Source organism: Gammaproteobacteria bacterium (assembly GCA_024235095.1).
Taxonomy (GTDB): Bacteria; Pseudomonadota; Gammaproteobacteria; order Competibacterales; family Competibacteraceae; genus UBA2383.
Map to the genome: position 1 here is coordinate 393,859 of JACKNC010000002.1, position 23,723 is coordinate 417,581.

The window sequence follows — 23,723 nt, forward strand, 5'->3', positions numbered from 1 at the left end:
TAATTTCAGGGTCGTAAAACATTTCGAGTCGGATCGCTTAATGAAAAATTTGCTGGCTACTGATTGTTAATCAATGTAACTGATTATATATAAAGTTTTTTTGATAAATCGACTACATGGATTTTCTTGACAGTATAGGGTAACCCTTCCTATAGTTTAGTGGTAGAAAGTGGGGGGAAGTGGGGCGCACGGGCGCCTAGGCGGGTGAGAGGGATGGGCGTATTTCGGGGTATCACTCCACTATCGCTGGATGCCAAGGGCCGGTTGTCGATGCCGGTTCGCTACCGTCAATCTCTGCTGGATGCAGCCGAAGGTCGATTGATTCTGACGGTGGATATCGATCGTTGCCTGTTGCTGTATCCATTGCTGGCCTGGGAAGACGTTGAGCGTAAGCTCCTTCAGCTCTCAAGCACCCACCCGCGCGCCCGTGCCCTGAAACGACTGCTGTTGGGGCATGCTGAGGAATGCGGTATGGACGCCAGCGGCCGAATTCTGTTGCCAGGGCCATTGCGGGAATTTGCCCATCTGGATAAGCGGGTCGTGTTGGTGGGGCAAGGTAACAAATTTGAAATCTGGGATGAACCCGCCTGGAATACCTGGCGCGAGATGCTGTTAGCGGGGGGTGGAGATGATGGCAACGAACCGTTGCCAGATCTGGATTCACTGGCGTTCTGAGGCGTGAATACCACCGGAGAACGGCTGCATCGTCCGGTCCTGTTGACCGAGACGCTGGAAGCCCTGGCAATCCTGCCTGACGGGCGCTACGTGGATGGCGCCTTTGGCCGGGGCGGTCATACGGAGGCCATTCTGGAGCAGCTGGGTCCGGATGGACAATTGCTGGCCCTGGACCGGGATCCCGCGGCGGAAGAGTACGCATACCTCCGTTTTGGCAAGGATCGCCGACTGATCTTCGCGCGGCGCCCCTTCAGCCAGTTGGTTGAAGTGGTGGCTGAACGGGGGTGGATCGGTCGGGTAAACGGCATCCTGTTTGACCTCGGCGTATCGTCACCGCAGCTGGACGACCCAGCGCGCGGCTTCAGCTTTACCCGCGATGGGCCGCTGGACATGCGCATGGACCCGACGAGTGGCTATAGCGCGGCGGAATGGTTGGCGTGCGTCACGGAAGCTGAACTGGCGCAAGTATTGGCGCAATTTGGCGAGGAGCGGTTTCACCGACGCATTGCTCGCGAGATTATCGCCGCCCGTCAGCAGTCGCCGATTACGACGACAGGGCGTTTGGCCAGGATTGTTGCAGCGGCGGTCCCGACCCGCGAACCCGGCAAGCATCCGGCGACGCGCGTTTTTCAGGCGATACGGATTGTGGTTAATGACGAATTAAGGGAGTTATCGACAGCCTTGCCGCAGACGGTGCGGATTCTGGTGCCGGGTGGACGATTGGCAGTGATCAGTTTTCATTCGCTGGAGGATCGATTGGTTAAGCAATTCATGCGGGAACAGGCGCATGGGCGGGAATGGCCGCTCGATTTGCCGGTCACCGGCGAGCCGGAAGGCAAAACTTTGCGGTTGGTGGGGCGACCCTTGCGGCCCGGCAAGGTCGAGGCGGCGGCCAATCCACGCGCGCGCAGCGCGCTCCTGCGCGTGGCGGAGCGACTGGCATGATCAGTCCATTCAGTCAGATTGTGTTATTGACTGGCGCCGTGTTCGCTTCTGGAGTGGGTGTGGTTTACACGCAACATACGAACCGGCAACTATTCATTCAACTTCAGAAACTGCAAGGGGAACGGGATCAGCTGGAGATCGAATGGGAATTGTTGCAGCTCGAGCAAAGCACGCTGGTGACCGATATCGCTGTGGAAGATGCAGCGCATACCCGGTTGAACATGCGGATCCCGGACCCAGGTGAAGTTTTATATATCGCGCCCTATGAACCCAATCAACCGAAGCGCCCAAATGAAACGGGCAAAAAATAGCGTCTTTAATCGCTCTGGAAGCCGGATGCCCAGAGTTCTTTCAGGAGAAACTCTGTTCCGGATGATGACCCGCGCCGGACTGGTTTTGAGTTTATTAGCGCTGGCGACCGGGGGCATTTTTGCGCGTGCGGCTTACTTGCAACTGTTCCACAAGGATTTTCTGCAGGGGCAGGGCGATGAGCGCTTCCTGCGAGTCGTCGAGGCGCCCGCCCACCGGGGCATGATCGTCGACCGTAATGGCGAACCGCTGGCAGTGAGTTCACCGGTGGATTCCATTTGGGCGGAACCGAAGGATTTTCTCGAGCAGCGCGCCCGCTGGCCACAACTGGCAGCGGCGTTAGGGATGACGACAGGCGATCTGGAGAAAAAACTGGCACCGGATATTGAACGACAGCAGACCAATGAAAAACCGCGCCAGTTTGTTTATCTGCGCCGGCATCTGGCGCCTGACGAGGCGCAGCGCATTCTGCAACTCAACATTCCTGGAGTCTATGCGCAGCGCGAATACCGCCGTTTCTACCCCGACGCCGAAGTGACTTCACATCTCTTAGGATTTACCGATATCGACGACGTGGGGCAGGAGGGTTTGGAAAAAGCCTTTGACGCTCAGTTGCGAGGCATTCCTGGCCAAAAGCGAGTCATCAAGGATCGACTGGGGCGGATTGTCGAGGATGTCGAGAACATCCGGTCGCCGCAACCGGGCCAGAAACTGACGTTGAGCATCGACCGGCGTTTGCAGTACCAGGCGTATCGCGCCCTCAAGGAAACCGTTGTCGAGCATAACGCCAGCGCTGGTTCCGCAGTGATCGTGGACGTGAAGACCGGAGAAATTCTGGCGATGGTCGATCAACCGGCCGGCAACCCCAACAATCGCGCCGATCTCAAGAGTAGTTTATTGCGCAACCGGGCGGTTACGGACGCTTATGAACCGGGATCAACCATCAAGCCCTTTACCATCGCGATGGCCCTGGAGAGTGGTAAATGGACGCCGACCAGTCTGGTCGATACGCGGGGTCCATTGCGGATTGGCCGCTTTGCGGTGCGCGATGTCCATAATTACGGAACTCTCGATGTGACCCACATCATCAGCAAATCCAGCAATATCGGCACCACCAAGATCGCCCTGTCGCTGCCGGCGGAACGATTGTGGAAAGTGTTTAAGGATGTTGGCTTTGGCGCGCTGACCGGTTTGGGGCTAGTTGGCGAACAGCCGGGCGTACTGCGCCATCCGAGTAAGTGGGGCGGCGAAATCGGCCATGCCAACCACTCTTTCGGGTATGGCCTGTCGGTTAATATGCTGCAATTGGCTCAGGCTTATACCGTACTGGCGGCGGATGGCGTCCGCCGACCGTTGACCATTCTCAAGCGCGAGAAGCCGCTTGATCCAGCCGATGAACGGCGGGTGCTGTCGGCCAAGGCCACACAACAAGTGCGAGTGATGCTGGAGCAAGCGGTAACGACTCACGGCACCGGTGCCAAGGCCGATGTCCCTGGCTATCGGGTGGCGGGCAAGACCGGCACGGTGCATAAGATTGTCAACGGTCGCTATGCCAAACACCGCTATTTTTCGCTGTTTGCCGGGATGGTTCCAGCCAGCGATCCCCGGCTGGTGATGGTCATCATCGTGGATGAACCTAAGGGAGGCGCGTACTACGGCGGCGCAGTGGCGGCGCCGGTGTTCGGTCGAACCATGGGCGGCGTGCTGCGCATTTTGAACATCACGCCGGATGATATGCCGACCATGAAAATCGCTGGGACGGATCAACCCGTAGCAAGGACGACCCCATGAGCCGCTTGACTTCGCTGACATTGGGCGAATTGCTGACGGGGTTTGTCGAGACGCCAGCGTCATGGGCTGACCAGCGCGTGGCCGGTTTAGCGACTGATAGTCGGTTTGTCCATCTGGGAGAGGTGTTTTTCGCAGTGCGCGGCGGACAGCGTCATGGCCTGGAGTTCCTGGAGACAGTACGTTCCGCCGGGGCGCTGGCGGTGCTTTGGGAACCGCCCTGGGATGAGGTATTGCTGGTAGACGATTCGTTACTGCTGCTGGCCGTGCCTGAACTGCGACGGAAACTAGGCCGGATCGCCAGCCGGTTTTACGGTGAACCCTCCCGGCATATCCCCGTGGTAGGCATTACCGGCACTGACGGCAAAACCTCCTGCGCACATTTTCTTGCCCAGGCGCTGAGCGATGCTGAAACCGGACCCTGCGGTATTTTGGGTACAGTCGGCGGTGGCGTTTACGGTCAGACGCAACCTTTGACGCATACCACGCCGGAAGTGCTGACAGTGCAGTGCTGGTTGGCGGAGCTGGTCGCAACTGGTCGACGCCATGCGGTTATGGAAGTCTCTTCCCACGCGCTGGATCAGGGCCGAGTGAACGGCGTCGAGTTCGCCGTGGCGGTGCTGACTCAGTTGAGTCGTGATCATCTCGATTACCACGGGACGCTGGAAGCTTACGCCGCCGCCAAGCGCCGGTTGTTCGTTGAACATCAACCGGCCTGGGCGGTGGTGAATGGCGATGATGCTTTTGGTCGGGAACTGGCGCTGGAGGCGCGGGCGCGCAGCGGAATCATTGTTTATGGTCTCGGCGTGCGTCCGGCCTCGGTCGAGCGCTTTGTTTGGGGCGAGCATCTGGAACTGACGGCCAACGGCTTACGTCTGCAAATCCATTCATCCTGGGGCGATGGCGAGTTGCAGGCAGGATTGCTGGGCCGGTTCAACGCCAGCAATCTGCTGGCGAGCCTGGCCACGCTGCTGGCGCTGGACCTACCCTTCGCCGAGGCGCTGGCGCGGCTGGCGCGGACCGAAACTGCGCCGGGGCGGATGGAACGATTGGGCGGTCAGGACGGCCAGCCGCTGATCGCGATCGACTACGCCCACACGCCATATGCCCTGGAACAAACCTTGCGCGCCTTGCGCGAGCATGGCGGTCGTAACCGGTTGTGGTGCGTATTCGGCTGCGGCGGCGACCGCGATTCCGGCAAGCGGCCCTTGATGGGCGCGGCGGCTGAACAGTGGGCGGATCGGGTGATCGTGACGAACGATAACCCACGCACTGAAGACCCGGCGCGTATCGTCGCGGACATTCTGGCCGGGATGCAGCATCCCTCTGCGGCCCTGGTCATCCATGATCGGCGCGCTGCGATTCACCGGGGGCTGGCTGAGGCGGGAGCCGGCGACATCGTGCTGATCACCGGCAAGGGTCATGAAGACTATCAAATTATTGGCGGCGAGCGCTTGCCGTTCAGCGATCAGGCGGTGGTGTGTGAATCTTTGTATGCAACCGAGCGCGAGGCCGCCTAAGTGACTGACATTTTTTCACCATTGCGCTTGCGGGAGGCGGCGGAACTGCTGAATGGGCGGTTAACCGGCGACGATTTAGCTTTTTCCGGAGTCAGCACCGACACTCGCCAGTTACCCTCCGGCGCATTGTTTGTCGCGCTGACCGGGCCAAATTTCGACGGCCATGATTTTGTTTCCACTGCTCGTGAGCGGGGTGCCTGCGCAGCGCTGGTCAGCCGTCCAGTGGTGGACTCATTGCCCCAGATGCAAGTCGCCGACACTCGGTTAGCACTCGGGCAACTGGCGGCGGCGTGGCGTTCCCGGTTTACGCAACCCCTGATCGCATTAACCGGCAGCAATGGCAAGACCACGCTCAAGGAAATGATCGCCGCTATTTTGCGGGTGCGCGGGCCGACCCTGGCGACCGAGGGCAATCTGAATAACGACATCGGCGTTCCCCTGACCCTGTTGCGTTTGCAAGGAGAACACGCTTACGCGGTGATTGAAATGGGCGCTAATCATCACGGCGAAATCGCCTACCTGACCGGATTAGCCCGGCCAGATGTGGCGATTATTAATAATGCCGGCCCCTGCCATTTGGAGGGTTTTGGCGATATCGCTGGCGTGGCGCGCGGCAAGAGCGAGATTTTTCAGGGACTGGGCACAGACGGTGTAGCGATCATCAATCGTGATGATCCTTATGCGAATTACTGGCTGGATTTGAATACAGGACGGCAGGTCATCGATTTTGGACTGGATCAAACAGCCGTGGTGCGTGGGCGGATTCTGGATGCGGCGACGGCGCGCTTTCAATTGACCACGCCTGCAGGTGAGACCGAGATTCATTTGCCGATACCCGGCGCGCATAACATCCGTAATGCCTTGGCGGCGGCGGCGGCGGCACTGGCGGTGGGCGCGACCCTGGATGAGATGCGTCAGGGTTTGGAAGAGTTGCAGGGCGTTAGCGGCCGGATGCAGCGTTTGCGCGGCCAGCATGGCGGCGTGGTGATTCATGACGCCTACAATGCCAATCCCGCCTCGCTCGCGGCGGCGTTGCAGGCGATCGGCGCTGAACCCGGCAACAAATGGCTGGTGCTGGGCGATATGCGGGAATTAGGTCCAGCAGCGGAGGCGTTGCACGCGCAATCCGGACAGGATGCCCGCGCGGCAGGGTTCAAGAAAATGTATGCGCTGGGCGAGTATAGCCGGGCGGCGGTCGATGCCTTCGGCGTGGGCGGAGCGCATTTTACAACGGTGGAGACGCTGATCGCGGAACTGGATCGCGCGCTCCAAAATGAAGACGAAGCGCCAGTGGTGCTGGTAAAGGGTTCACGGGGGATGCGAATGGAACGGGTAGTCATGGCGCTGGCAGCGCCGGGTGAATACAGGGAACAGGGGGGACACGGCTGATGCTGGTCTTGCTCACCGAGTGGCTGACAGAAAATATCTATACCGGTTTCAATGTTTTTCAGTATCTGACCTTACGGGGGATTCTCGGTACGCTGACAGCGCTGTTCATTTCCCTGATCATCGGGCCGGCCATGATCCGGCGCTTGAGCCGTTATCAGATCGGCCAGCACATCCGCGAGGACGGACCCAAGAGCCACTTTTTCAAGGCAGGCACGCCGACCATGGGTGGGGCGCTGATTTTGGTGGCCATCGCGGTGGCGACGTTGCTCTGGGCGGATCCGCGCAACCGCTACGTCTGGATTGTGCTGCTGACCACGCTGACCTTCGGCGCAATTGGCTGGGCGGATGATTACAAGAAGTTAATTCTTCGCAACTCCAAAGGCTTGTCAGCGCGCACTAAATATTCCTGGCAATCCTGCGTCGGCTTGTCGGCGGCGTTGTTGCTGTATTTCACTGCGCAGACTCCGGTGGAAACCGATTTGATCGTCCCTTTTTTCAAGAGCGTGGCGGTTAATCTCAGCTGGCTGTTCATCCCGCTGACTTACTTCGTGATCGTCGGCTCCAGTAATGCCGTCAATCTCACCGACGGTCTGGATGGCCTGGCGATTGTGCCGACCACGATGGTGGCCGGGGCGCTGGCGGTCTTTTGCTATGCCTCGGGTAACCGGATTTTCGCCGAATATCTGGGAATTCCGCATGTACCAGGCGTTGGCGAACTCATGGTGTTCTGTGGAGCGCTGGTGGGCGCCGGATTGGGATTTCTCTGGTTCAACGCCTATCCAGCCCAAGTGTTCATGGGTGATGTTGGCGCACTAGCATTGGGCGCAGCGCTGGGTGTGGTCGCGGTGGCGGTGCGTCAGGAACTGGTGCTGTTTGTAATGGGCGGGGTGTTTGTCATGGAGACGGTGTCAGTGATCCTGCAAGTCGCCTCGTTTAAGCTCACCGGTCGGCGCATCTTCCGCATGGCGCCTTTGCATCACCATTTCGAGCTGGAAGGTTGGCCGGAACCTCGGGTGATCGTTCGCTTCTGGATTATCACCATTGTGCTGGTGCTATTTGGGCTGGCGACGCTGAAAGTTCGATAGCGCCTTAAAACTCAAAACTTGAAGTTTTTATCCATGTTGCAACTGGACGGAATGACCCTAGTGGTTGGACTCGGCAAGAGCGGTTTGTCGATGACGCGGGCGCTACAGGCGTTGGACGCATCGTTCGCCGTGGCCGACAGCCGGGTTGCTCCTCCCGGTCTGGCTGCTTTTCAGACAACGTTTCCCAAGGCCCCCTGCCATCTTGGAGACTTCGATCCAGCGCTGTTTGCTCAAGCGACGCGGTTGCTGGTTAGTCCCGGCGTCTCGGTGAAAACACCGGTCATTGCTGAAGCGGCGGCGCGCGGCGCGCCCGTTTGGGGAGACATCGAATTACTGGCGCGTTTGACCGATGCGCCCATCGCGGCGATTACCGGCTCCAATGGCAAGAGCACCGTGACGACTCTGCTGGGCTTGATGGCCGAACGGGCCGGGGTGCGGGCGTCGGTGGGCGGCAATCTTGGAACGCCAGCGCTGGATTTGTGGTTAGAGACGGGTCGACCTGAATTATATGTGCTGGAGTTGTCCAGCTTTCAACTGGAGACGACGCATAGTCTGAATGCGCATGTGGCGACGGTGCTGAATATCAGTCCCGATCACCTGGATCGCTACGACAGTCTGGACGATTACATCGCCGCCAAGCAGCGGATTTTTCGGGGCCATGGCGCGATGGTGATGAATGCCGATGATCCGGTGGTCATGACGATGATGGAGCCGGGTCGTAAGAAAGTGTGCTTCACGTTGGAAGAACCGGATGAAGGCGGCTTTGGTCTGCGCCGGGCGAGCGGCGAGACCTGGCTGGCTTGCGGTCAGGAACTGTGGATTGAAGCGTCGGCGTTAAAAATCAGTGGCGACCATAACCTGGCTAACGCCCTGGCGGCCCTGGCGATGGGACACTCACTCGGCTTGGAGCGAAACGGAATGCTTGCGGCGCTGCGGGAATTCACGGGCCTAGCGCACCGCACGGCTCTGGTGCGGGAGCGTGATGGCGTGCGCTGGTTCGACGATTCCAAAGGCACGAATGTTGGCGCAACTGTGGCGGCGGTGCGCGGTCTGCCAGGTCAGGTGGTGCTGATTGCCGGGGGCGAAGGCAAGAGTCAGGACTTTACGCCATTACGCGCAGCGTTGACCGGCAAGGCGCGGGCCGTGGTGCTCATTGGTCGTGATGCGCCGCTGATCGCTACCGCGTTGGGTGACAGAATTCCGCTGCATCGCGCTACTGATATGCAACAAGCGGTGGCGCAGGCGGCGGCGCTGGCTCAACCCGGCGATAGCGTACTCCTTTCCCCCGCCTGCGCCAGTTTCGACATGTTCAGCGGTTACGAGGAACGCGGCGCCGTGTTCGCTCATGCGGTGAGGGAGCTTGCGTCATGCTGAATGTCGCTGCGGTCTTGCGCCGAGACAAAACGCCGCCAGCCGGTGAGAGCCGGGCCGCGTTACCGTTTCCCGATCCGTGGATTCTAATGGCAGCCCTGCTGTTGTTGACGCTGGGCCTGTTAATGGTGACTTCGGCGTCGATGCCGATTGCCTCTCGCGAGACCGGCCAACCGTTCTATTTCCTGATTCGCCAAGGCGCTTTCGTCCTGATTGGCCTGTTCGCGGCCAGTGTGATCTTTCAGATTCCGCTGGTGCGCTGGCGGCAGGTCAGTCCCCTGCTATTAATGGCGGCCATAAGTTTACTGGTGCTGGTGCTGATACCAGGCATTGGCACGGAGGTAAACGGTAGTCTGCGCTGGATTCGCATCGGTCCGATCAATATCCAGGTATCGGAAATCGCCAAGCTGTTCACAATGATTTATGTGGCCGACTACCTCAAGCGGCATGGCGAAGAATTGCGGACCGCCGATTTTCGGGTTTCGGCGCTGGCGCTCCTGCGGCCCATGGCGGTGCTGGCGGTGCTGGCGGTGTTGCTGTTGCTGGAGCCGGATTTTGGCAGCGTGGTGGTGTTGATGGCGGCGGCGATGGGTATGGTGTTTCTGGCCGGAGTTAATCTCTGGCAGTTCGGAACCCTGATGATCGGCACTTCGGCGGTGATGGCGGTGCTGCTTTGGTCTTCGCCTTACCGGCGGGCGCGGCTGGTGAGCTTTCTTGATCCCTGGGCGGATCCTTTCGCGAGCGGCTTTCAACTGACCCAGTCATTGATTGCGATCGGGCGCGGCGAACTGTTCGGGGTTGGACTGGGCGAGAGTGTGCAGAAATTGTTTTATTTGCCCGAGGCTCATACCGACTTCCTGTTCGCGGTGTTGGCCGAAGAGTTAGGACTAATGGGTATTTTGACCATCATTGCGTTGTTCACGATTCTAGTCTGGCGGGCGTTTCATATCGGCCAGCGAGCGGAGCGGTTGGGGAAAAAATTCTCGGCCTGGTTGGCTTATGGCATCGGCTTATGGTTCGGCATCCAGTCGCTGTTCAACATGGGCGTCAATATGGGCGTCTTGCCGACCAAGGGTTTAACTCTGCCCTTGATGAGTTATGGCGGTAGTAGCGTCGTGGTGATGTGCATGACGCTGGCGCTGTTGTTGCGGGTCGATACGGAAACCCGGGCTGGCAAAGTGGTGCTTGAGGAATGAACAGGCAACCGGCGATCCTGATCATGGCGGGCGGTACAGGCGGGCATGTGTTCCCGGCGCTGGCGGTGGCCGAGCGGTTGCGGGCGCGTGGCGCAGCAGTGACCTGGATGGGCGCCCAGCGTGGTTTGGAGGCGACTCTAGTTCCAAAGGCCGGCATCCCCATGGAATGGATTGAGGTCGCAGGCTTGCGCGGCAAGGGTCTGCGCCAGTATTTATTAATGCCCATCATGTTAAGCCAGGCGTTGTGGCAAGCCGGTGGAATCCTGCGCCGTTTGCGGCCTGCCGTCGTGTTGGGCATGGGTGGGTTCGCGAGTGGTCCCGGTGGCATCATGGCGCGGTTATTGGGAATTCCATTGGTCGTGCATGAACAGAACGCCATTGCCGGTTTGACGAACCGCTGGTTAGCGCGGGTCGCCGGACGAGTATTCGAGGCGTTTCCAGGGACATTTCCCTCGGCCCGGCAAGCGGTGACCGTGGGCAATCCAGTGCGGGAAGTCATTGCCAACCTGCCGTTGCCGGCAACGCGATTCGCCAGTCGTGCAGGACAGCAGCGCTTACTGGTGTTGGGGGGCAGTCAGGGCGCGTTGGCGCTGAATCAACGGGTTCCGCAAGCTTTGGCGTTACTGGAGGAGCGTGAACGCCCGGAGGTCTGGCACCAGGCGGGGGGGCAGTTGCATGAAGCCGCTGAGGCTGCGTATCAGGAAGCAGGGCTTATCACTCGCCACTCGCCGCTCGCCACTCTCTATCGGCTGACGCCGTTTATTGAGAACATGGCCGAGGCTTATAGCTGGGCCGATTTAGTGCTGTGTCGAGCCGGAGCGTTGACGATTGCCGAACTGGCGGCGGCGGGCGTTGGCGCGGTGCTGGTGCCGTTCCCCTTCGCAGTGGACGACCATCAAACCGCAAACGCCCGGTTTCTGGAGAAGGAAGGCGCAGCCCTGATTGTTCAGCAGGCGGAATTGACGGCTGAACGATTGGCCACGCTACTGCGGGAATTATTGAGCGACCGTGATCGATTGTTACGGATGGCCGAAGCGGCGCGGCGCTTGGCCAAGGTAGACGCCGCTGAACAAGTGGCGCTGGCTTGTTTGAAATCCATTGCCTGACTCCTGACTCCTGACTCCTGACTCCTAAAAAAAAATGGACAAACCCGTACTAGCCACTATCCCGGAAGCTTGGCGCGATATGCGCCGGATTCGCCATCTGCATTTCGTGGGCATTGGCGGATCAGGCATGAGCGGCATTGCCGAAGTATTGCTGAATCTGGGCTACAGCGTATCCGGTTCAGACCTGCGCGCTAGCGCAGTGACCGCCCGTTTAGCGCAACTAGGCGCGACCATCCGTCCGGGCCATGTCGCCGAGCATATTGCCGGTTGTGACGCTGTGGTGATTTCCAGCGCAGTGGCCGAGGACAATCCCGAAGTCGTTGCGGCGCGAGCGGCCCGGATTCCTGTAGTACCTCGCGCCGAAATGCTGGCTGAACTCATGCGCTTTCGCTATGGCATCGCCGTCGCTGGCACGCATGGCAAGACGACCACGACCAGCTTGATCGCCAGTCTGCTGGCTGAAGGCGGATTGGATCCGACCTTCGTTATCGGTGGACGGCTGAACAGCGCGGGGGCGAACGCTCGATTAGGCGCAGGTCATTTTCTGGTCGCCGAGGCGGATGAAAGCGATGCTTCATTCCTGTTCCTGCAGCCGATGCTGGCGGTGGTTACTAATATCGACGCCGATCATTTGCCGACGTATGGCGGCGATTTTGAACGGTTGCGCGAGACGTTCATTGAATTTCTCCATCACTTGCCATTTTACGGACTAGCGGTGCTGTGCGCTGATGATCCCCAGGTGCGGGCGATTTTGCCGTTGTTGAGCCGTCCGGTGTTGAGTTATGGCTTTGATGAAGATTGCGATGTGTGGGCCAGCGACATCATGCGGGAAGGGCTGCGCACCCGATTTCTGGCGCACTTGCCGCACCTCACGGGGCCATTGCCGATCACTTTGAATCTGCCAGGCCGGCATAGCGTACTCAATGCGCTGGCGGCCATCGCAGTCGCGCATGAACTGGGCGTATCGGAAACCGCTATTCGCCGGGCATTGATGAATTTTCAGGGGATCGGGCGGCGTTTCCAGCAACACGGCGAACTGACCCTGCCGGATGGCGGCTGCGCGACAGTGATGGAAGATTACGGGCACCATCCCCGGGAAATCCAAGCCGTGCTGGAGGCAGTGCAAGGCGCCTGGCCGGAGCGGCGGCTGGTGCTGGCCTTTCAACCACACCGCTTTACCCGCACCCGTGATCTGTTCGACGACTTCGCTCAGGTACTTTCCGAAGTGGACGCGCTGATTTTGCTGGAGGTGTATCCCGCCGGGGAAAAGCTGATCGCTGGCGCTGATGGACGCAGTTTGAGTCGGGCGATCCGCACCCGGGGCAAGGTCGATCCGGTGTTTGTGGAACAAGCGGCTGATCTGTCAACTGTGTTGCCGGACCTGCTGTGCGACGGTGATTTGCTGTTAATCATGGGCGCAGGCGACATTGGGGCAATGGCGGCGCGGCTCGTGAATGGCTAGGGGGATCAATGCAACAGAGACAACAACGCACAGCGACCTACCCGACTGAGTTCGGCAAAGTCGCTGTTTTAATGGGTGGCTGGTCGGCGGAACGGGAGGTCTCGCTAAAAAGCGGCCAGGCGGTGCTGAACGCCTTGCAGGCGCGCGGCGTGGATGCTCATGGGATCGATGCTGACCGGCAAATTTCCCGAGTGCTGGCCAACGGCGGCTTTGATCGCGTTTTCATCGCCCTGCACGGGCGCGGCGGCGAGGATGGCGAGATTCAAGGCGCGCTGGAAATCCTGAACCTGCCCTATACCGGTAGCGGGGTGCTCGCCTCGGCGTTGGGGATGGACAAATTGCGCACTAAACAGATTTGGCGAGGCATCGGGTTGCCGACCCCTGCTGGTCGGTTAGTGGAGAGCGTGGCGGATTTAACCGCCGCCGCCGATGAACTCGGTCTGCCGCTGGCGGTAAAGCCGTCCCGCGAAGGCTCCAGCATTGGCATCAGCCGGGTCAACGCGCCGTCGCAGTTCCAAGCGGCCTGGGAACGGGCAGCCGGCTGTCACTCGCCGATCCTGGCGGAACCGTGGATTCAGGGCCAGGAGTACACTGGCGCTTGGCTGCAAGGCGAGACACTGCCGCTGATCCGGTTGGAAACGCCCCGAGAATTTTATGACTATCAAGCCAAGTACCACGCAAATGACACTTGTTATCGCTGTCCCTGCGGGTTGCCCACGGCGCGAGAAGCCCAATTGCGGAATTTAGTGGACCAAGCCTTTGTCGCGGTCGATGGTTCGGGTTGGGGACGGGTGGATTTGATGGTGGATGATCAGGATCGGCCCTGGCTGCTAGAAGTCAACACCGTGCCCGGCATGACCGATCACAGCCTCGTGCCCATGGCGGCTCGGGTCGCCGGCCTGAGTTTCGAGGATCTGGTCTGGCGGATTCTGGAAACCAGTTTGTCATCATCGGACTGAACGGAGTGCATTATGTGGTTCGCCAAGAAGCGGCGCCGACGGGGCGCAACCACGCTTAAGTCCCGGTCAGTGAATGCGCCCGGTCAGTGGAAAGCGCTTTGGGGAGCGCCGTTGCGTTGGTTGGGCGTGGCGCTGGTGCTGACCGGCGTGGGTTATGGTTTGTGGGTCGGCGCTGAGAAATTGCGCGATCCCAATGCTTTTCCATTGCGCCATGTGCGCATTGAAGGCGAGTTGCGCAACCTGGCCGAGACGGATTTGCAACCGGTCGCTGCTGGAGTGCTCGGACAGAATTTTTTCATGGCGGATCTGGATACGCTGCGCGCGACGCTGGCCGAAAATCCCTGGGTGGAAAAGATTACCGTCCGCCGCTGGTGGCCGGATGTCGTGGAAATCGAACTGCGCGAGCGGATTGCTTTTGGTTATTGGGGCGAGGATGCGATGGTGGATGTGAACGGTCAGCGCTTCCAGCCGCCAGTGGTGCGTCAACCGGGTCCCTGGCCGCGTTTGTCAGGTCCTAGCGGTCATGAAAAGGCGTTGATCAAAGCTTACGAGGAAATTCGCGCGCTGTTTGAGCCGATGGGGTTGCGACTGGCGACAGTGCGGCAGGATGAACGACGGGCCTGGTGGCTGACTTTTGATAATGGCCTGGAGGTGTATGTCGGGCGCGATCAGTTTGAACAACGTTTACAACGGTTAGCACAACTTTATCCGCGCATTCTATCGGCCCGGATCGACCAGATCGCGGTCGTGGATTTGCGTTATGGCAACGGCTTTGCCGTGCGGTGGAAAGCCGGGAAAGCGCCAGCAGCCCCGACCGCCAGCTAGGTTGTTGCGCAAAATGGAGCGGTTATGTCTAAAAAAGAAGATAAGAGTCTGATTGTCGGTCTGGATATCGGCACCTCGAAAGTTGTCGTGATCGTCGGCGAAGTTGATGTGGATGGTCGTATCGAGGTCGTCGGCATCGGTAGCCATCCTTCGCGGGGTTTGAAAAAAGGTGTAGTGGTCAACATCGAGTCGACCGTGCAGTCGATCCAGCATGCGATTGATGAAGCCGAACAGATGGCGGGGTGCCGCATTCATTCAGCCTATACCGGCATTTCCGGCAGTCATATTCGCGGGCTGAATTCGCATGGCGTCACCGCGATCAAGAGTCAGGAAGTCACCCCGGAAGATGTGGAGCGGGTTATTGAAGCGGCGCGGGTGGTGGCGATTCCAGCGGATCAGAAGATTCTGCACATCCTGCCGCAAGAATTCATCATCGACAATCAGGAAGGTATCCAGGACCCGGTCGGCATGTCCGGCGTACGGCTGGAGGCACGGGTGCATATTGTCACTGGAGCGGTCAGCGCCGCTCAGAATATCGTCAAGTGCGTGCAGCGCTGCGGACTGGAGGTGGATGACATCATTCTGCAACAACTCGCTTCCAGCCGGGCAGTGCTGAATCCGGACGAAAAGGAATTGGGCGTTTGCCTGCTGGATCTAGGCGGCGGCACCAGCGATCTGGCGGTGTTCACTCACGGCGCGATCAGCCATACCTCGGTCATTCCCATCGCCGGCGATCAGGTGACCAACGATATTGCCGTCGCTTTCCGCACCCCGACCCAGTCGGCGGAGGATATCAAGATCAAGCACGCCTGTTGCCTTAAGCATTTGACCGGACCCGATGAGCGGATCGATGTGGCTAGCGTTGGCGACCGGGCGGCCCGGTCATTTTCCCGGTACGACCTGGCCGAAGTGGTTGAACCGCGCTATGCCGAATTTTTCGAGTTTGCCCAGAAGGAGCTGCAGCGCAGCGGTTTTGAAAATTTGATCGCGGCGGGCTTGGTGTTGACCGGCGGCAGCGCCAAGATGGAAGGTGTGGTGGAATTGGCCGAGGATGTGTTTCACATGCCGGTGCGCTTGGGATTGCCGCATGATGTAACGGGCATGGAGGATCGGGTGCGGAATCCAGTGTACTCCACCGCGGTAGGGTTATTGCTGTTTGGTAATGAGAACCGGCCACTTAAAGTGGGGCCGGTGTCGAGAGTGGGCCGCAAGGGTCTGTGGGCGCGGATGAAAAGCTGGTTTCAGGGGAATTTCTAGCGGTTGGGTCGACGAACGTTTGGGTTGAGAACCATTGATTGAGGAGAGTACGGTTATGTTTGAGCTGGTGGATAGTAAATCGCAGAATGAGGTTATCAAAGTGATTGGCGTGGGCGGCGGCGGCAGCAATGCCGTGCAGCATATGCTGGGCGCTAACATTGAAGGCGTGGAGTTTATCTGCGCCAATACCGATGCACAGGCGCTGAAGACCTCGTCGGTGCCAGTAACTTTACAAATTGGCGGAAATATCACCAAGGGACTGGGCGCCGGGGCTAATCCAGAGGTCGGTCGGCAGTCGGCCCAGGAAGATAGCGAACGCATCCGGGAGATCCTGCAAGGCGCCGACATGGTGTTTATTACCGCGGGCATGGGCGGCGGCACTGGAACAGGCGCGGCGCCGGTCGTGGCGGAGCTGGCCCGGGAAATGGGCATTCTGACCGTGGCGGTGGTGACCAAACCGTTTCCGTTCGAGGGCAAGAAACGCATGGAAGTCGCGGTGCGCGGCATTGCCGAACTGAGCAAGGCGGTCGATTCCCTAATTATCATTCCTAATGAGAAATTGCTGACGGTGCTGGGCAAAGCCGCCAGTCTGCTGGATGCTTTCAAGGCCGCCAATGACGTGCTGTTGGGCGCGGTGCAGGGCATTGCCGAACTGATTACCAAGCCGGGCCTAATCAATGTGGACTTTGCCGACGTGCGCACGGTGATGTCGGAAATGGGCATGGCGATGATGGGCACTGGTCGGGCTGTCGGCGATGGCCGCGCCCGCGAAGCAGCGGAATCGGCCATTAACAGTCCATTACTGGAAAATGTGAATCTGGCGGGCGCGAAGGGATTACTGGTCAGCATCACCGGCGGCATGGATATGACCATTGGCGAGTTTGATGAGGTGGGGAACACGATCAAGGAACTGGCCTCTGATGACGCCAATGTAGTGGTCGGCACGACGATTGATCACGAGATGCAAAACGAGTTGCGCGTAACCATTGTCGCAACCGGCATTGGTCAGGGTGCTCCGGCGGCTAAAACGGCGACGGGGCGTGAGCGGGAATCGAGAATTCCCCACATTAATCTGGTTCGCGATCCGGATTCGTATCCACCGCGTGAGTCGGCGCGGTCGCCGTCAACGCTGCCTCGGGCCGTTGGAGATGGGTTGAGTCCGCAACGCAATACTACTGGTGAAGCTGATCTGGAATATCTGGATATTCCAGCGTTCCTGCGCCGTCAAGCTGAATAGTTTGGTGTCCCTTGTCCCCCGTTATTGTTCGGCCATGGTCGTGTAAATCGTGCGATCATGACCGGATAACGACTTGAAGCATAGAATTTTCGCAAGTTAACAACAAATGCCGTTGCGAAAGAGAAACAAAAGTTGCCGTCTCGCCACGTAATGTGGTAGATTCGTTGCAGTGCATGAAGGTACGGTGACAGCGAACTGGCGTTACTAACCGCCCGGGTTCATTGAGCAAAGACCATCGATATCCGGGACGATCATTTACGGCATCATGCTTCAGATCAATTGACGTGTTGGGGGACCTAAGATGATTAGGCAGAGAACCTTGAAAAACGCCATTCGGGCGACCGGGGTCGGATTACATACCGGCGAAAAAGTCTACTTGACCTTGCGGCCAGCAGCACCCGACGCTGGTATTGTATTCCGGCGCACCGATCTGCCTGAACCGGTAGAAATCAAGGCCTGTCCGCAGAATGTTGGAGATACGCAGCTTTCCACATCACTGATCAAGGGAAAAGCCCGCATTTCTACGGTCGAGCATCTGCTGTCAGCTTTTGCAGGATTGGGCATCGATAATGCTTACGTTGATGTGAGCGCCGCCGAGGTGCCGATCATGGATGGCAGCGCTGGGCCGTTCGTCTTTTTGATTCAGTCCGCCGGTATTCAGGAACAGAACGCGCCCAAGCGGTTTATCCGCATCAAGCGGTCTGTCCTGGTTGATGACGGCGACAAACAGGCGCGGTTTGATCCCTTCGATGGCTTCAAGGTCGAGTTTACCATTGCCTTTGATCACCCGCTGTTCCGAGGGCGCAATCAAAACGCCGTGGTGGATTTTTCAACGACGTCGTTCGTCAAGGAAGTCAGTCGGGCGCGTACTTTCGGGTTCATGCGCGATATCGAGTACCTGCGCGAGCAGCGGCTGGCGCTGGGCGGCACCCTGGACAACGCCATCGTGGTGGATGATTACCGGATCCTCAATGAGGATGGGCTGCGCTACGAGGACGAATTCGTTAAGCATAAGATTCTGGATGCGATTGGCGATTTGTATTTGCTGGGCTGCAGTCTGATTGGCGCATTCACGGGCTACAAATCCGGTCATGCGTTAAATAACCGGTTGCTGCGCACCTTGCTGGCTGATCGCGCCGCCTGGGAAGAAGTGACGTTCAGTGACGAACGGCAGGCGCCGATTTCCTACCTTCAACCGGCCCAGGCGACGCGCTGAACACGGCTGGCTAGTGTCTTTAACTTCCCCCCATTTTTTAACGGCTTTCCGGGAACCAATCCCGGAAAGCCGTTTGTCTTTTTATGCGCATTTCAGCCAAAAACCCGCTATTGGGGTATCATTGCTCCCTGCCTGACCCGTGATCTTTCGTAGCATGTCAATTGTCGCCCCCGCCACGCTGAACCCCCTCTTTGCGAGAGTCTTTGATGAATATTTTGAAAACCCTGTTTGGTAGCCGCAATGACCGCGTACTCCGTCGGATGCGTAAGGTCGTTACGACCATCAACGCCCTGGAATCGGGCATTGCCGCCCTGAGCGACGCTGATTTGCGCGCCAAGACCGACGAATTCAAGAACCGTTACACCAAAGGCGAAACCCTCGATGCTCTCTTGCCCGAGGCCTTCGCCGTAATACGTGAAGCCAGCAAGCGCACTCTGGAAATGCGCCATTTCGACGTGCAGTTAATCGGCGGTATGGTGCTGCACGAAGGCAAGATCGCCGAAATGCGCACCGGCGAAGGTAAAACCCTGGTGGCGACTCTGGCGGTTTACCTCAATGCGCTAACGGGCAAAGGCGTTCATGTCATCACGGTCAACGACTACCTGGCTCGCCGCGATGCGGACTGGATGGGCCAGATCTATCGTTTTCTGGGCATGACCGTCGGCGTGGTGATCGCTGGCATGAGTCCCGAGGAAAAACGCGCTGCTTATGGTTCCGATATCACCTACGGCACCAACAATGAATACGGCTTCGACTACCTGCGCGACAACATGGCCTTCAGTCTGGAGCAAAAGGTGCAACGGGAACTGCACTACGCGCTGGTGGATGAAGTGGACTCGATCCTGATTGACGAAGCGCGCACTCCACTGATTATTTCCGGTCCGGCGGAGGAAAGCTCTGAAATGTACCGGCGGATCGATGCGCTGATCCCGGCGCTGACTCGCCAGAAAGAGGAAGAGGGACCGGGCGACTACTCGGTGGATGAGAAAGTCAAGCAGGTCTACCTCACTGAGGACGGCCACCAGAAAGTCGAGGAGTTACTGCTGGAAGCCGGCTTACTCCGTGAAGGCGAAAGCCTGTATGACGCCGCTCATCTTGGCGTCTTTCATCACCTGAACGCCTGCCTGCGCGCTCATTCCCTGTTCCACCGTGATGTGGAATACATCGTGCGCAACGGCGAAGTGATCATCGTTGATGAATTTACCGGGCGCACCATGCCAGGCCGGCGCTGGTCAGACGGTTTGCATCAGGCCATCGAAGCTAAAGAGGGCGTGCCGATTCAGGCGGAAAACCAGACCCTGGCCTCGATCACCTTCCAGAACTACTTCCGCCTGTACGGCAAACTGGCGGGTATGACCGGCACCGCTGATACGGAAGCTTTTGAATTCCAGCAAATCTACAACCTGGAGGTCATCGTTGTACCCACGCATCTACCGATGATCCGTAAAGATATGGGCGATCTAGTGTTTCTCACCCAGGAGGAGAAGTACCAGGCGGTGCTGGAAGATATCCGCGATTGCCAAAAGCGCGGTCAACCGACCCTAGTGGGAACCACCTCGATCGAGGTGTCTGAACTGCTTGCCAAGATGCTGGATAAAGCGAATGTTCCTCACCAGGTACTGAACGCCAAGCAACACGAACGGGAAGCTGAAATTATTGTGCAAGCCGGTCGGCCCGGCGCTGTTACGATTGCCACCAACATGGCGGGTCGCGGTACTGACATCGTCTTGGGCGGTAACCTGCAAGCTGAACTGAAGGCGCTGGGACTGGACGCGAATCAATCAGCCCACGACGACGTTCGCCAAGCCTGGCAGCAGCGCCATGAACAAGTGGTGGCCGCTGGCGGTCTCCATGTTATCGGCACCGAACGTCATGAATCGCGGCGCATTGATAACCAGTTGCGCGGGCGTTCCGGTCGCCAGGGCGATCCAGGATCGAGCCGCTTCTACCTGTCGCTGGAAGACAATCTGCTGCGCATCTTCGCGTCTGACCGGGTCGCCGGGTTGATGCAAAAGCTGGGCATGGAGAAGAATGAGGCCATTGAACATCCCTGGGTGACCAAGGCGATTGAAAACGCCCAGCGCAAGGTCGAGGCGCACAACTTCGATATCCGCAAGAACCTGCTGGAATTCGATGACGTGGCCAATGACCAGCGCAAGGTCATGTACCGCTGGCGCAACGAATTAATGGAAGCGGAAGACATCTCGGCAACTTTGCAAGAGATGCGCGCCGATGTGCTTAAACAGACGATTGATCACTATGTCCCACCACAGAGTCTGGAGGAGCAGTGGAATATCCAGGGTCTGGAAGAAGCGCTGGCCAGGGACTTTGATTTGCAGTTGCCTCTCCGCGCCTGGCTGGATGCGGATCATGATCTGCATGAGGAACCCCTTCGAGAACGCATTCACGCCGAACTGGAACAAGCATATACTGCGAAGGAAGCGCAGGTCGGCGGAGCCTGGATGCGGCAATTTGAGAAGGCCGTGTTGTTGCAAGTGCTGGATAGCCATTGGCGCGAGCATTTAGCGGCGATGGACTATTTGCGCCAAGGCATTCACCTGCGCGGCTATGCCCAGAAGAATCCCAAGCAGGAGTATAAGCGCGAATCCTTCGAGATGTTCCAGGCGTTGGTGCAGCGTATTCACCAGGAAGCGGTCAGCTTCCTGGTGCGGGCGCAATTCCAGGCCGAACCGGAACCGATTCCCGAACCGCGCCGAACCGCGCCAGGCGCCATGCATTTTGTTCATGCGGAGGCTTCAGCCCTGGCGGAAGGCGACGAAGACGATTCCGGCATTGAAATCCACCAGCAAACGGAGGAGGCCGCGCATACTCCATTTGTTCGCGATGGTCGCAAGATCGGACGCAACGAACCCTGTCCTTGTGGTTCGGGCAAGAAGTACAAGCATTGCCACGGACAGTTAGACTAATTGCGCCCCTCTTTGCCGGGAGAGTTTATGGAACCTTTATCGGTTGCTGGCATTCGGCTGGGCACAGCTTGCGCTGGCATTAAATATCCTGATCGGGGCGACCTGGTGATCATTGAGGCCGCTGCTGAAACCCAAGCCGCTGCTGTATTTACGCAAAACGCCTTTTGCGCCGCCCCGGTTACCACTGCACGGGCGCATTTGCATCAGGCTGCGCCGCGTTACCTGGTCATTAACACCGGCAACGCCAATGCGGGTACTGGCGTTAAGGGCGTAGCCGACGCTGCAACGACCTGCCAGGCGTTGGCTGAACATGCGGGTTGCCGGGCTGAAGAAGTCCTGCCCTTCTCCACTGGAGTGATCGGCGAACCTTTGCCATTGGAACGATTGGTTGCAGGGTTGCCAGCGGCGCTAGCGGCGCTGCGACCGGATGGCTGGACAGAAGCAGCGCAGGGCATCATGACCACCGATACCCGGCCCAAGTGGGCGTCACGGCGGATAAATTTTGGCGAACATGACGTAACGGTGACCGGCATCGCCAAGGGCGCTGGCATGATCTGCCCGAACATGGCCACCATGCTGGCCTTCGTCGCCACAGACGCCGTTGCCGATCAGGCATTGCTCCAGCAGACGCTGAATGAGGCGGTCGCTAATTCCTTCAACGCGATCACCGTGGATGGCGACACCTCGACCAATGACGCTTTGGTGCTGCTGGCGACCGGCCAATCCGGGGTGAACATCCCCCTGGAAGGCGAGGACCGCGACCTTTTTGCCCGCACCGTGCGTGAAGTGTGTATTGAATTGGCTCAAGCGATTATCCGTGATGGTGAGGGCGCAACCAAGTTCATCGCCATTCAGGTTGAAGAGGGACGGGATGTCGCTGAATGTCGGCAGGTGGCTTACACCATCGCCCATTCGCCGCTGGTTAAAACCGCTTTTTTCGCCTCCGATCCCAACTGGGGACGAATCCTGGCGGCGGTAGGCCGCGCCGGGCTGGCCGATCTCGATCTGGAGCAGGTGACCATCTATCTGGACGAGGTCTGCATCGTTCGTGCTGGTGAACGAGCCGTCGATTACACTGAGGCGCGTGGACAAGAAGTCATGGCGCGCTCCGACATCGCTATTCGGATTGAGCTTGGGCGTGGGATGGAAACAGCGCGGATTTGGACGACCGACCTGTCTTACGATTATGTGCGCATTAATGCCGAGTATCGGACGTGAAGGCGGTTCATGTCGCGGTGGGAATTCTCATCAATGCCGCCGGCGCAGTGCTAATTACCCGCCGACCGGAACACGTCCATCAAGGTGGATTATGGGAATTCCCTGGCGGCAAGGTGGAGGAAGGCGAACCGGTCGCCGCGGCGCTGAGCCGGGAATTGCATGAAGAACTTGGCGTCACGGTGGAATCCGCTGAACCCTGGCTGCACGTGCGGCATGATTATTCCGACAAGCGTGTATTCCTGGATGTGTGGCGGGTCATGACCTGGCGGGATGAGCCGCAGAGCCGCGAAGGTCAGCCGTTGCTCTGGGCGTCGCTGATGGAACTGGAAAAGTTTGCGTTTCCTGCCGCCGATGAACCGATTATTGCGGCGCTTAAAACTTAAAACTTGATGCTTTCACCTTCAAATCACGCAGCAGGCCAGGTCAAACGCGACGTTGTCTGAGCAGGAAGCGGCCCGGTGGTGAGGATCAGGCTGTTTCAGAAAATGGATGGTGAAACGATGGCGGCCCCCGCTGATTTCGGGAAAAAGGGGATCGCCACAGGGCAACCAGACCCGGATTAATTGATTCGGCGCATTCGCGTCCAACCCGCGTTGAAAAAAACCCCGGATGGCAGTTTCCGGATGGGGCGTTGCGCTGTCGCGAATCAGCCGCAAAACCAGGGACACCGCATTTCGCATGGGCGTAAACGGCGCCAACCATTCCTGCAAGTCATGATGCCGTATCTCCGGTTCCTGCTGCAGCCAGCGATGGAGCGCAGGCAGGTCAAAGCGGCAGGTGCCGCCGGGAATTTGAATCCGGTTCTGAATGGCGCCGAGAAATTCGTTTTGCCGTACAGTATCCAGCGCCAAGTTGTTCGGACGATGGATCTGGCTGATGACTTCACTGATTTCCGTCAATACTGAAGATAGAGTCATCGCATCGATGCCCGGGGTCTGGCGTAATCGCCCAAGTGCGACCGCGTGTCGCTCCAACTCCTTGAGCAATTCCTTCTTGAATTCATTGCGCCCGGTCACAGCAAGAATGTCGAATAAACCATGCAATGCCGCGCGACTGTCCCAAGTCGATGGACCCGTTAGCGTATGATTGATTTTCTGGAACAGAAATTCCAATCGCAACAGGGCGCGGGCGCGCTCATTGAGTGGCTGTTCGTAGCAGATAGACTGGGACACGGGAAACCCTCGTAGGAACGATGATCGGTCACCGCCGACCGCACGTCATCATGCCAGCGGGTAAGG

Annotated in this window: 20 protein-coding genes; 19 read left to right on the plus strand and 1 reads right to left on the minus strand. The window is 58.6% G+C overall.

Features of this window, described 5'->3' with window-relative positions; translation table 11 throughout:
- Nucleotides 1-213: 213 nt before the first annotated feature.
- The 19 genes from mraZ to mutT all read left to right on the plus strand — a co-directional run bounded on the left by mraZ (nt 214) and on the right by mutT (nt 22,868).
- Nucleotides 214-675: a division/cell wall cluster transcriptional repressor MraZ gene (gene mraZ / locus H6973_14860; GenBank protein ID MCP5126866.1), complete on the plus strand. Its 462-nt coding sequence runs from the start codon at nt 214-216 to the stop codon at nt 673-675.
- Between the two features lie 24 nt (nt 676-699).
- The gene (gene rsmH / locus H6973_14865; GenBank protein MCP5126867.1) at nt 700-1,620 is read left to right on the plus strand and encodes a 16S rRNA (cytosine(1402)-N(4))-methyltransferase RsmH; all 921 of its coding nucleotides are present in this window, start codon (nt 700-702) and stop codon (nt 1,618-1,620) included.
- Nucleotides 1,617-1,931 (plus strand): cell division protein FtsL, encoded by a 315-nt coding sequence (ftsL, locus tag H6973_14870; protein ID MCP5126868.1) that lies wholly within the window; start codon nt 1,617-1,619, stop codon nt 1,929-1,931. The genes rsmH and ftsL overlap by 4 nt, the downstream gene beginning before the upstream one ends.
- Nucleotides 1,932-1,992: 61 nt before the next feature.
- Nucleotides 1,993-3,720 (plus strand): penicillin-binding protein 2, encoded by a 1,728-nt coding sequence (locus H6973_14875; protein MCP5126869.1) that lies wholly within the window; start codon nt 1,993-1,995, stop codon nt 3,718-3,720.
- A complete protein-coding gene (locus H6973_14880) occupies nt 3,717-5,237 on the plus strand; it encodes a UDP-N-acetylmuramoyl-L-alanyl-D-glutamate--2,6-diaminopimelate ligase (GenBank protein MCP5126870.1) in 1,521 nt (506 codons plus the stop codon). Before H6973_14875 ends, H6973_14880 begins: the two co-directional genes overlap by 4 nt.
- Complete coding sequence (locus tag H6973_14885) at nt 5,238-6,626, plus strand: UDP-N-acetylmuramoyl-tripeptide--D-alanyl-D-alanine ligase (protein ID MCP5126871.1); 1,389 nt, start codon at nt 5,238-5,240, stop codon at nt 6,624-6,626.
- The gene (locus tag H6973_14890; protein MCP5126872.1) at nt 6,626-7,711 is read left to right on the plus strand and encodes a phospho-N-acetylmuramoyl-pentapeptide-transferase; all 1,086 of its coding nucleotides are present in this window, start codon (nt 6,626-6,628) and stop codon (nt 7,709-7,711) included. The genes H6973_14885 and H6973_14890 overlap by 1 nt, the downstream gene beginning before the upstream one ends.
- A 33-nt stretch (nt 7,712-7,744) precedes the next feature.
- Nucleotides 7,745-9,085, plus strand: coding sequence for a UDP-N-acetylmuramoyl-L-alanine--D-glutamate ligase (locus H6973_14895; GenBank protein MCP5126873.1), 1,341 nt, complete (start codon nt 7,745-7,747; stop codon nt 9,083-9,085).
- Entirely contained in the window at nt 9,079-10,278 is a 1,200-nt protein-coding gene (ftsW, locus tag H6973_14900) for a putative lipid II flippase FtsW (GenBank protein MCP5126874.1), read from the plus strand. Before H6973_14895 ends, ftsW begins: the two co-directional genes overlap by 7 nt.
- Nucleotides 10,275-11,384 (plus strand): undecaprenyldiphospho-muramoylpentapeptide beta-N-acetylglucosaminyltransferase, encoded by a 1,110-nt coding sequence (murG, locus tag H6973_14905; GenBank protein MCP5126875.1) that lies wholly within the window; start codon nt 10,275-10,277, stop codon nt 11,382-11,384. The genes ftsW and murG overlap by 4 nt, the downstream gene beginning before the upstream one ends.
- 34 nt (nt 11,385-11,418) lie before the next feature.
- A complete protein-coding gene (murC, locus tag H6973_14910) occupies nt 11,419-12,846 on the plus strand; it encodes a UDP-N-acetylmuramate--L-alanine ligase (GenBank protein ID MCP5126876.1) in 1,428 nt (475 codons plus the stop codon).
- Between the two features lie 8 nt (nt 12,847-12,854).
- Nucleotides 12,855-13,805 (plus strand): D-alanine--D-alanine ligase, encoded by a 951-nt coding sequence (locus H6973_14915; protein MCP5126877.1) that lies wholly within the window; start codon nt 12,855-12,857, stop codon nt 13,803-13,805.
- A 12-nt stretch (nt 13,806-13,817) separates the two neighbouring features.
- Nucleotides 13,818-14,630 (plus strand): cell division protein FtsQ/DivIB, encoded by an 813-nt coding sequence (locus tag H6973_14920; GenBank protein ID MCP5126878.1) that lies wholly within the window; start codon nt 13,818-13,820, stop codon nt 14,628-14,630.
- A 24-nt stretch (nt 14,631-14,654) separates the two neighbouring features.
- Nucleotides 14,655-15,887 carry a cell division protein FtsA gene (ftsA, locus tag H6973_14925; protein MCP5126879.1) on the plus strand — a complete coding sequence of 411 codons (1,233 nt, stop codon included), beginning with the start codon at nt 14,655-14,657 and terminating at the stop codon, nt 15,885-15,887.
- Nucleotides 15,888-15,942: 55 nt separating this feature from the next.
- The gene (gene ftsZ / locus H6973_14930) at nt 15,943-17,124 is read left to right on the plus strand and encodes a cell division protein FtsZ (GenBank protein ID MCP5126880.1); all 1,182 of its coding nucleotides are present in this window, start codon (nt 15,943-15,945) and stop codon (nt 17,122-17,124) included.
- 301 nt (nt 17,125-17,425) lie between these two features.
- Complete coding sequence (locus H6973_14935) at nt 17,426-18,340, plus strand: UDP-3-O-acyl-N-acetylglucosamine deacetylase (protein ID MCP5126881.1); 915 nt, start codon at nt 17,426-17,428, stop codon at nt 18,338-18,340.
- A 203-nt stretch (nt 18,341-18,543) separates the two neighbouring features.
- Nucleotides 18,544-21,267 carry a preprotein translocase subunit SecA gene (gene secA, locus H6973_14940; protein ID MCP5126882.1) on the plus strand — a complete coding sequence of 908 codons (2,724 nt, stop codon included), beginning with the start codon at nt 18,544-18,546 and terminating at the stop codon, nt 21,265-21,267.
- 27 nt (nt 21,268-21,294) lie between these two features.
- On the plus strand, nt 21,295-22,485 hold the full coding sequence (gene argJ / locus H6973_14945) for a bifunctional glutamate N-acetyltransferase/amino-acid acetyltransferase ArgJ (GenBank protein ID MCP5126883.1): 1,191 nt from the start codon (nt 21,295-21,297) through the stop codon (nt 22,483-22,485).
- Nucleotides 22,482-22,868 (plus strand): 8-oxo-dGTP diphosphatase MutT, encoded by a 387-nt coding sequence (mutT, locus tag H6973_14950; protein MCP5126884.1) that lies wholly within the window; start codon nt 22,482-22,484, stop codon nt 22,866-22,868. The genes argJ and mutT overlap by 4 nt, the downstream gene beginning before the upstream one ends.
- Before the next feature lie 18 nt (nt 22,869-22,886).
- Here the strand turns inward: mutT and zapD are convergent, their stop codons facing one another.
- A complete protein-coding gene (gene zapD / locus H6973_14955; protein MCP5126885.1) occupies nt 22,887-23,657 on the minus strand; it encodes a cell division protein ZapD in 771 nt (256 codons plus the stop codon).
- Between the last annotated feature and the right edge of the window lie 66 nt (nt 23,658-23,723).

Coding starts and splice junctions, on each gene's coding strand:
- mraZ (MCP5126866.1), top strand. CDS start 214: ATGGGCGTATTTCGGGGTATCACTCCACTATCGCTGGATGCCAAGGGC.
- ftsL (MCP5126868.1), top strand. CDS start 1,617: ATGATCAGTCCATTCAGTCAGATTGTGTTATTGACTGGCGCCGTGTTC.
- H6973_14875 (MCP5126869.1), top strand. CDS start 1,993: ATGATGACCCGCGCCGGACTGGTTTTGAGTTTATTAGCGCTGGCGACC.
- H6973_14880 (MCP5126870.1), top strand. CDS start 3,717: ATGAGCCGCTTGACTTCGCTGACATTGGGCGAATTGCTGACGGGGTTT.
- H6973_14890 (MCP5126872.1), top strand. CDS start 6,626: ATGCTGGTCTTGCTCACCGAGTGGCTGACAGAAAATATCTATACCGGT.
- H6973_14895 (MCP5126873.1), top strand. CDS start 7,745: ATGTTGCAACTGGACGGAATGACCCTAGTGGTTGGACTCGGCAAGAGC.
- ftsW (MCP5126874.1), top strand. CDS start 9,079: ATGCTGAATGTCGCTGCGGTCTTGCGCCGAGACAAAACGCCGCCAGCC.
- murG (MCP5126875.1), top strand. CDS start 10,275: ATGAACAGGCAACCGGCGATCCTGATCATGGCGGGCGGTACAGGCGGG.
- murC (MCP5126876.1), top strand. CDS start 11,419: ATGGACAAACCCGTACTAGCCACTATCCCGGAAGCTTGGCGCGATATG.
- H6973_14915 (MCP5126877.1), top strand. CDS start 12,855: ATGCAACAGAGACAACAACGCACAGCGACCTACCCGACTGAGTTCGGC.
- H6973_14920 (MCP5126878.1), top strand. CDS start 13,818: ATGTGGTTCGCCAAGAAGCGGCGCCGACGGGGCGCAACCACGCTTAAG.
- ftsA (MCP5126879.1), top strand. CDS start 14,655: ATGTCTAAAAAAGAAGATAAGAGTCTGATTGTCGGTCTGGATATCGGC.
- ftsZ (MCP5126880.1), top strand. CDS start 15,943: ATGTTTGAGCTGGTGGATAGTAAATCGCAGAATGAGGTTATCAAAGTG.
- H6973_14935 (MCP5126881.1), top strand. CDS start 17,426: ATGATTAGGCAGAGAACCTTGAAAAACGCCATTCGGGCGACCGGGGTC.
- argJ (MCP5126883.1), top strand. CDS start 21,295: ATGGAACCTTTATCGGTTGCTGGCATTCGGCTGGGCACAGCTTGCGCT.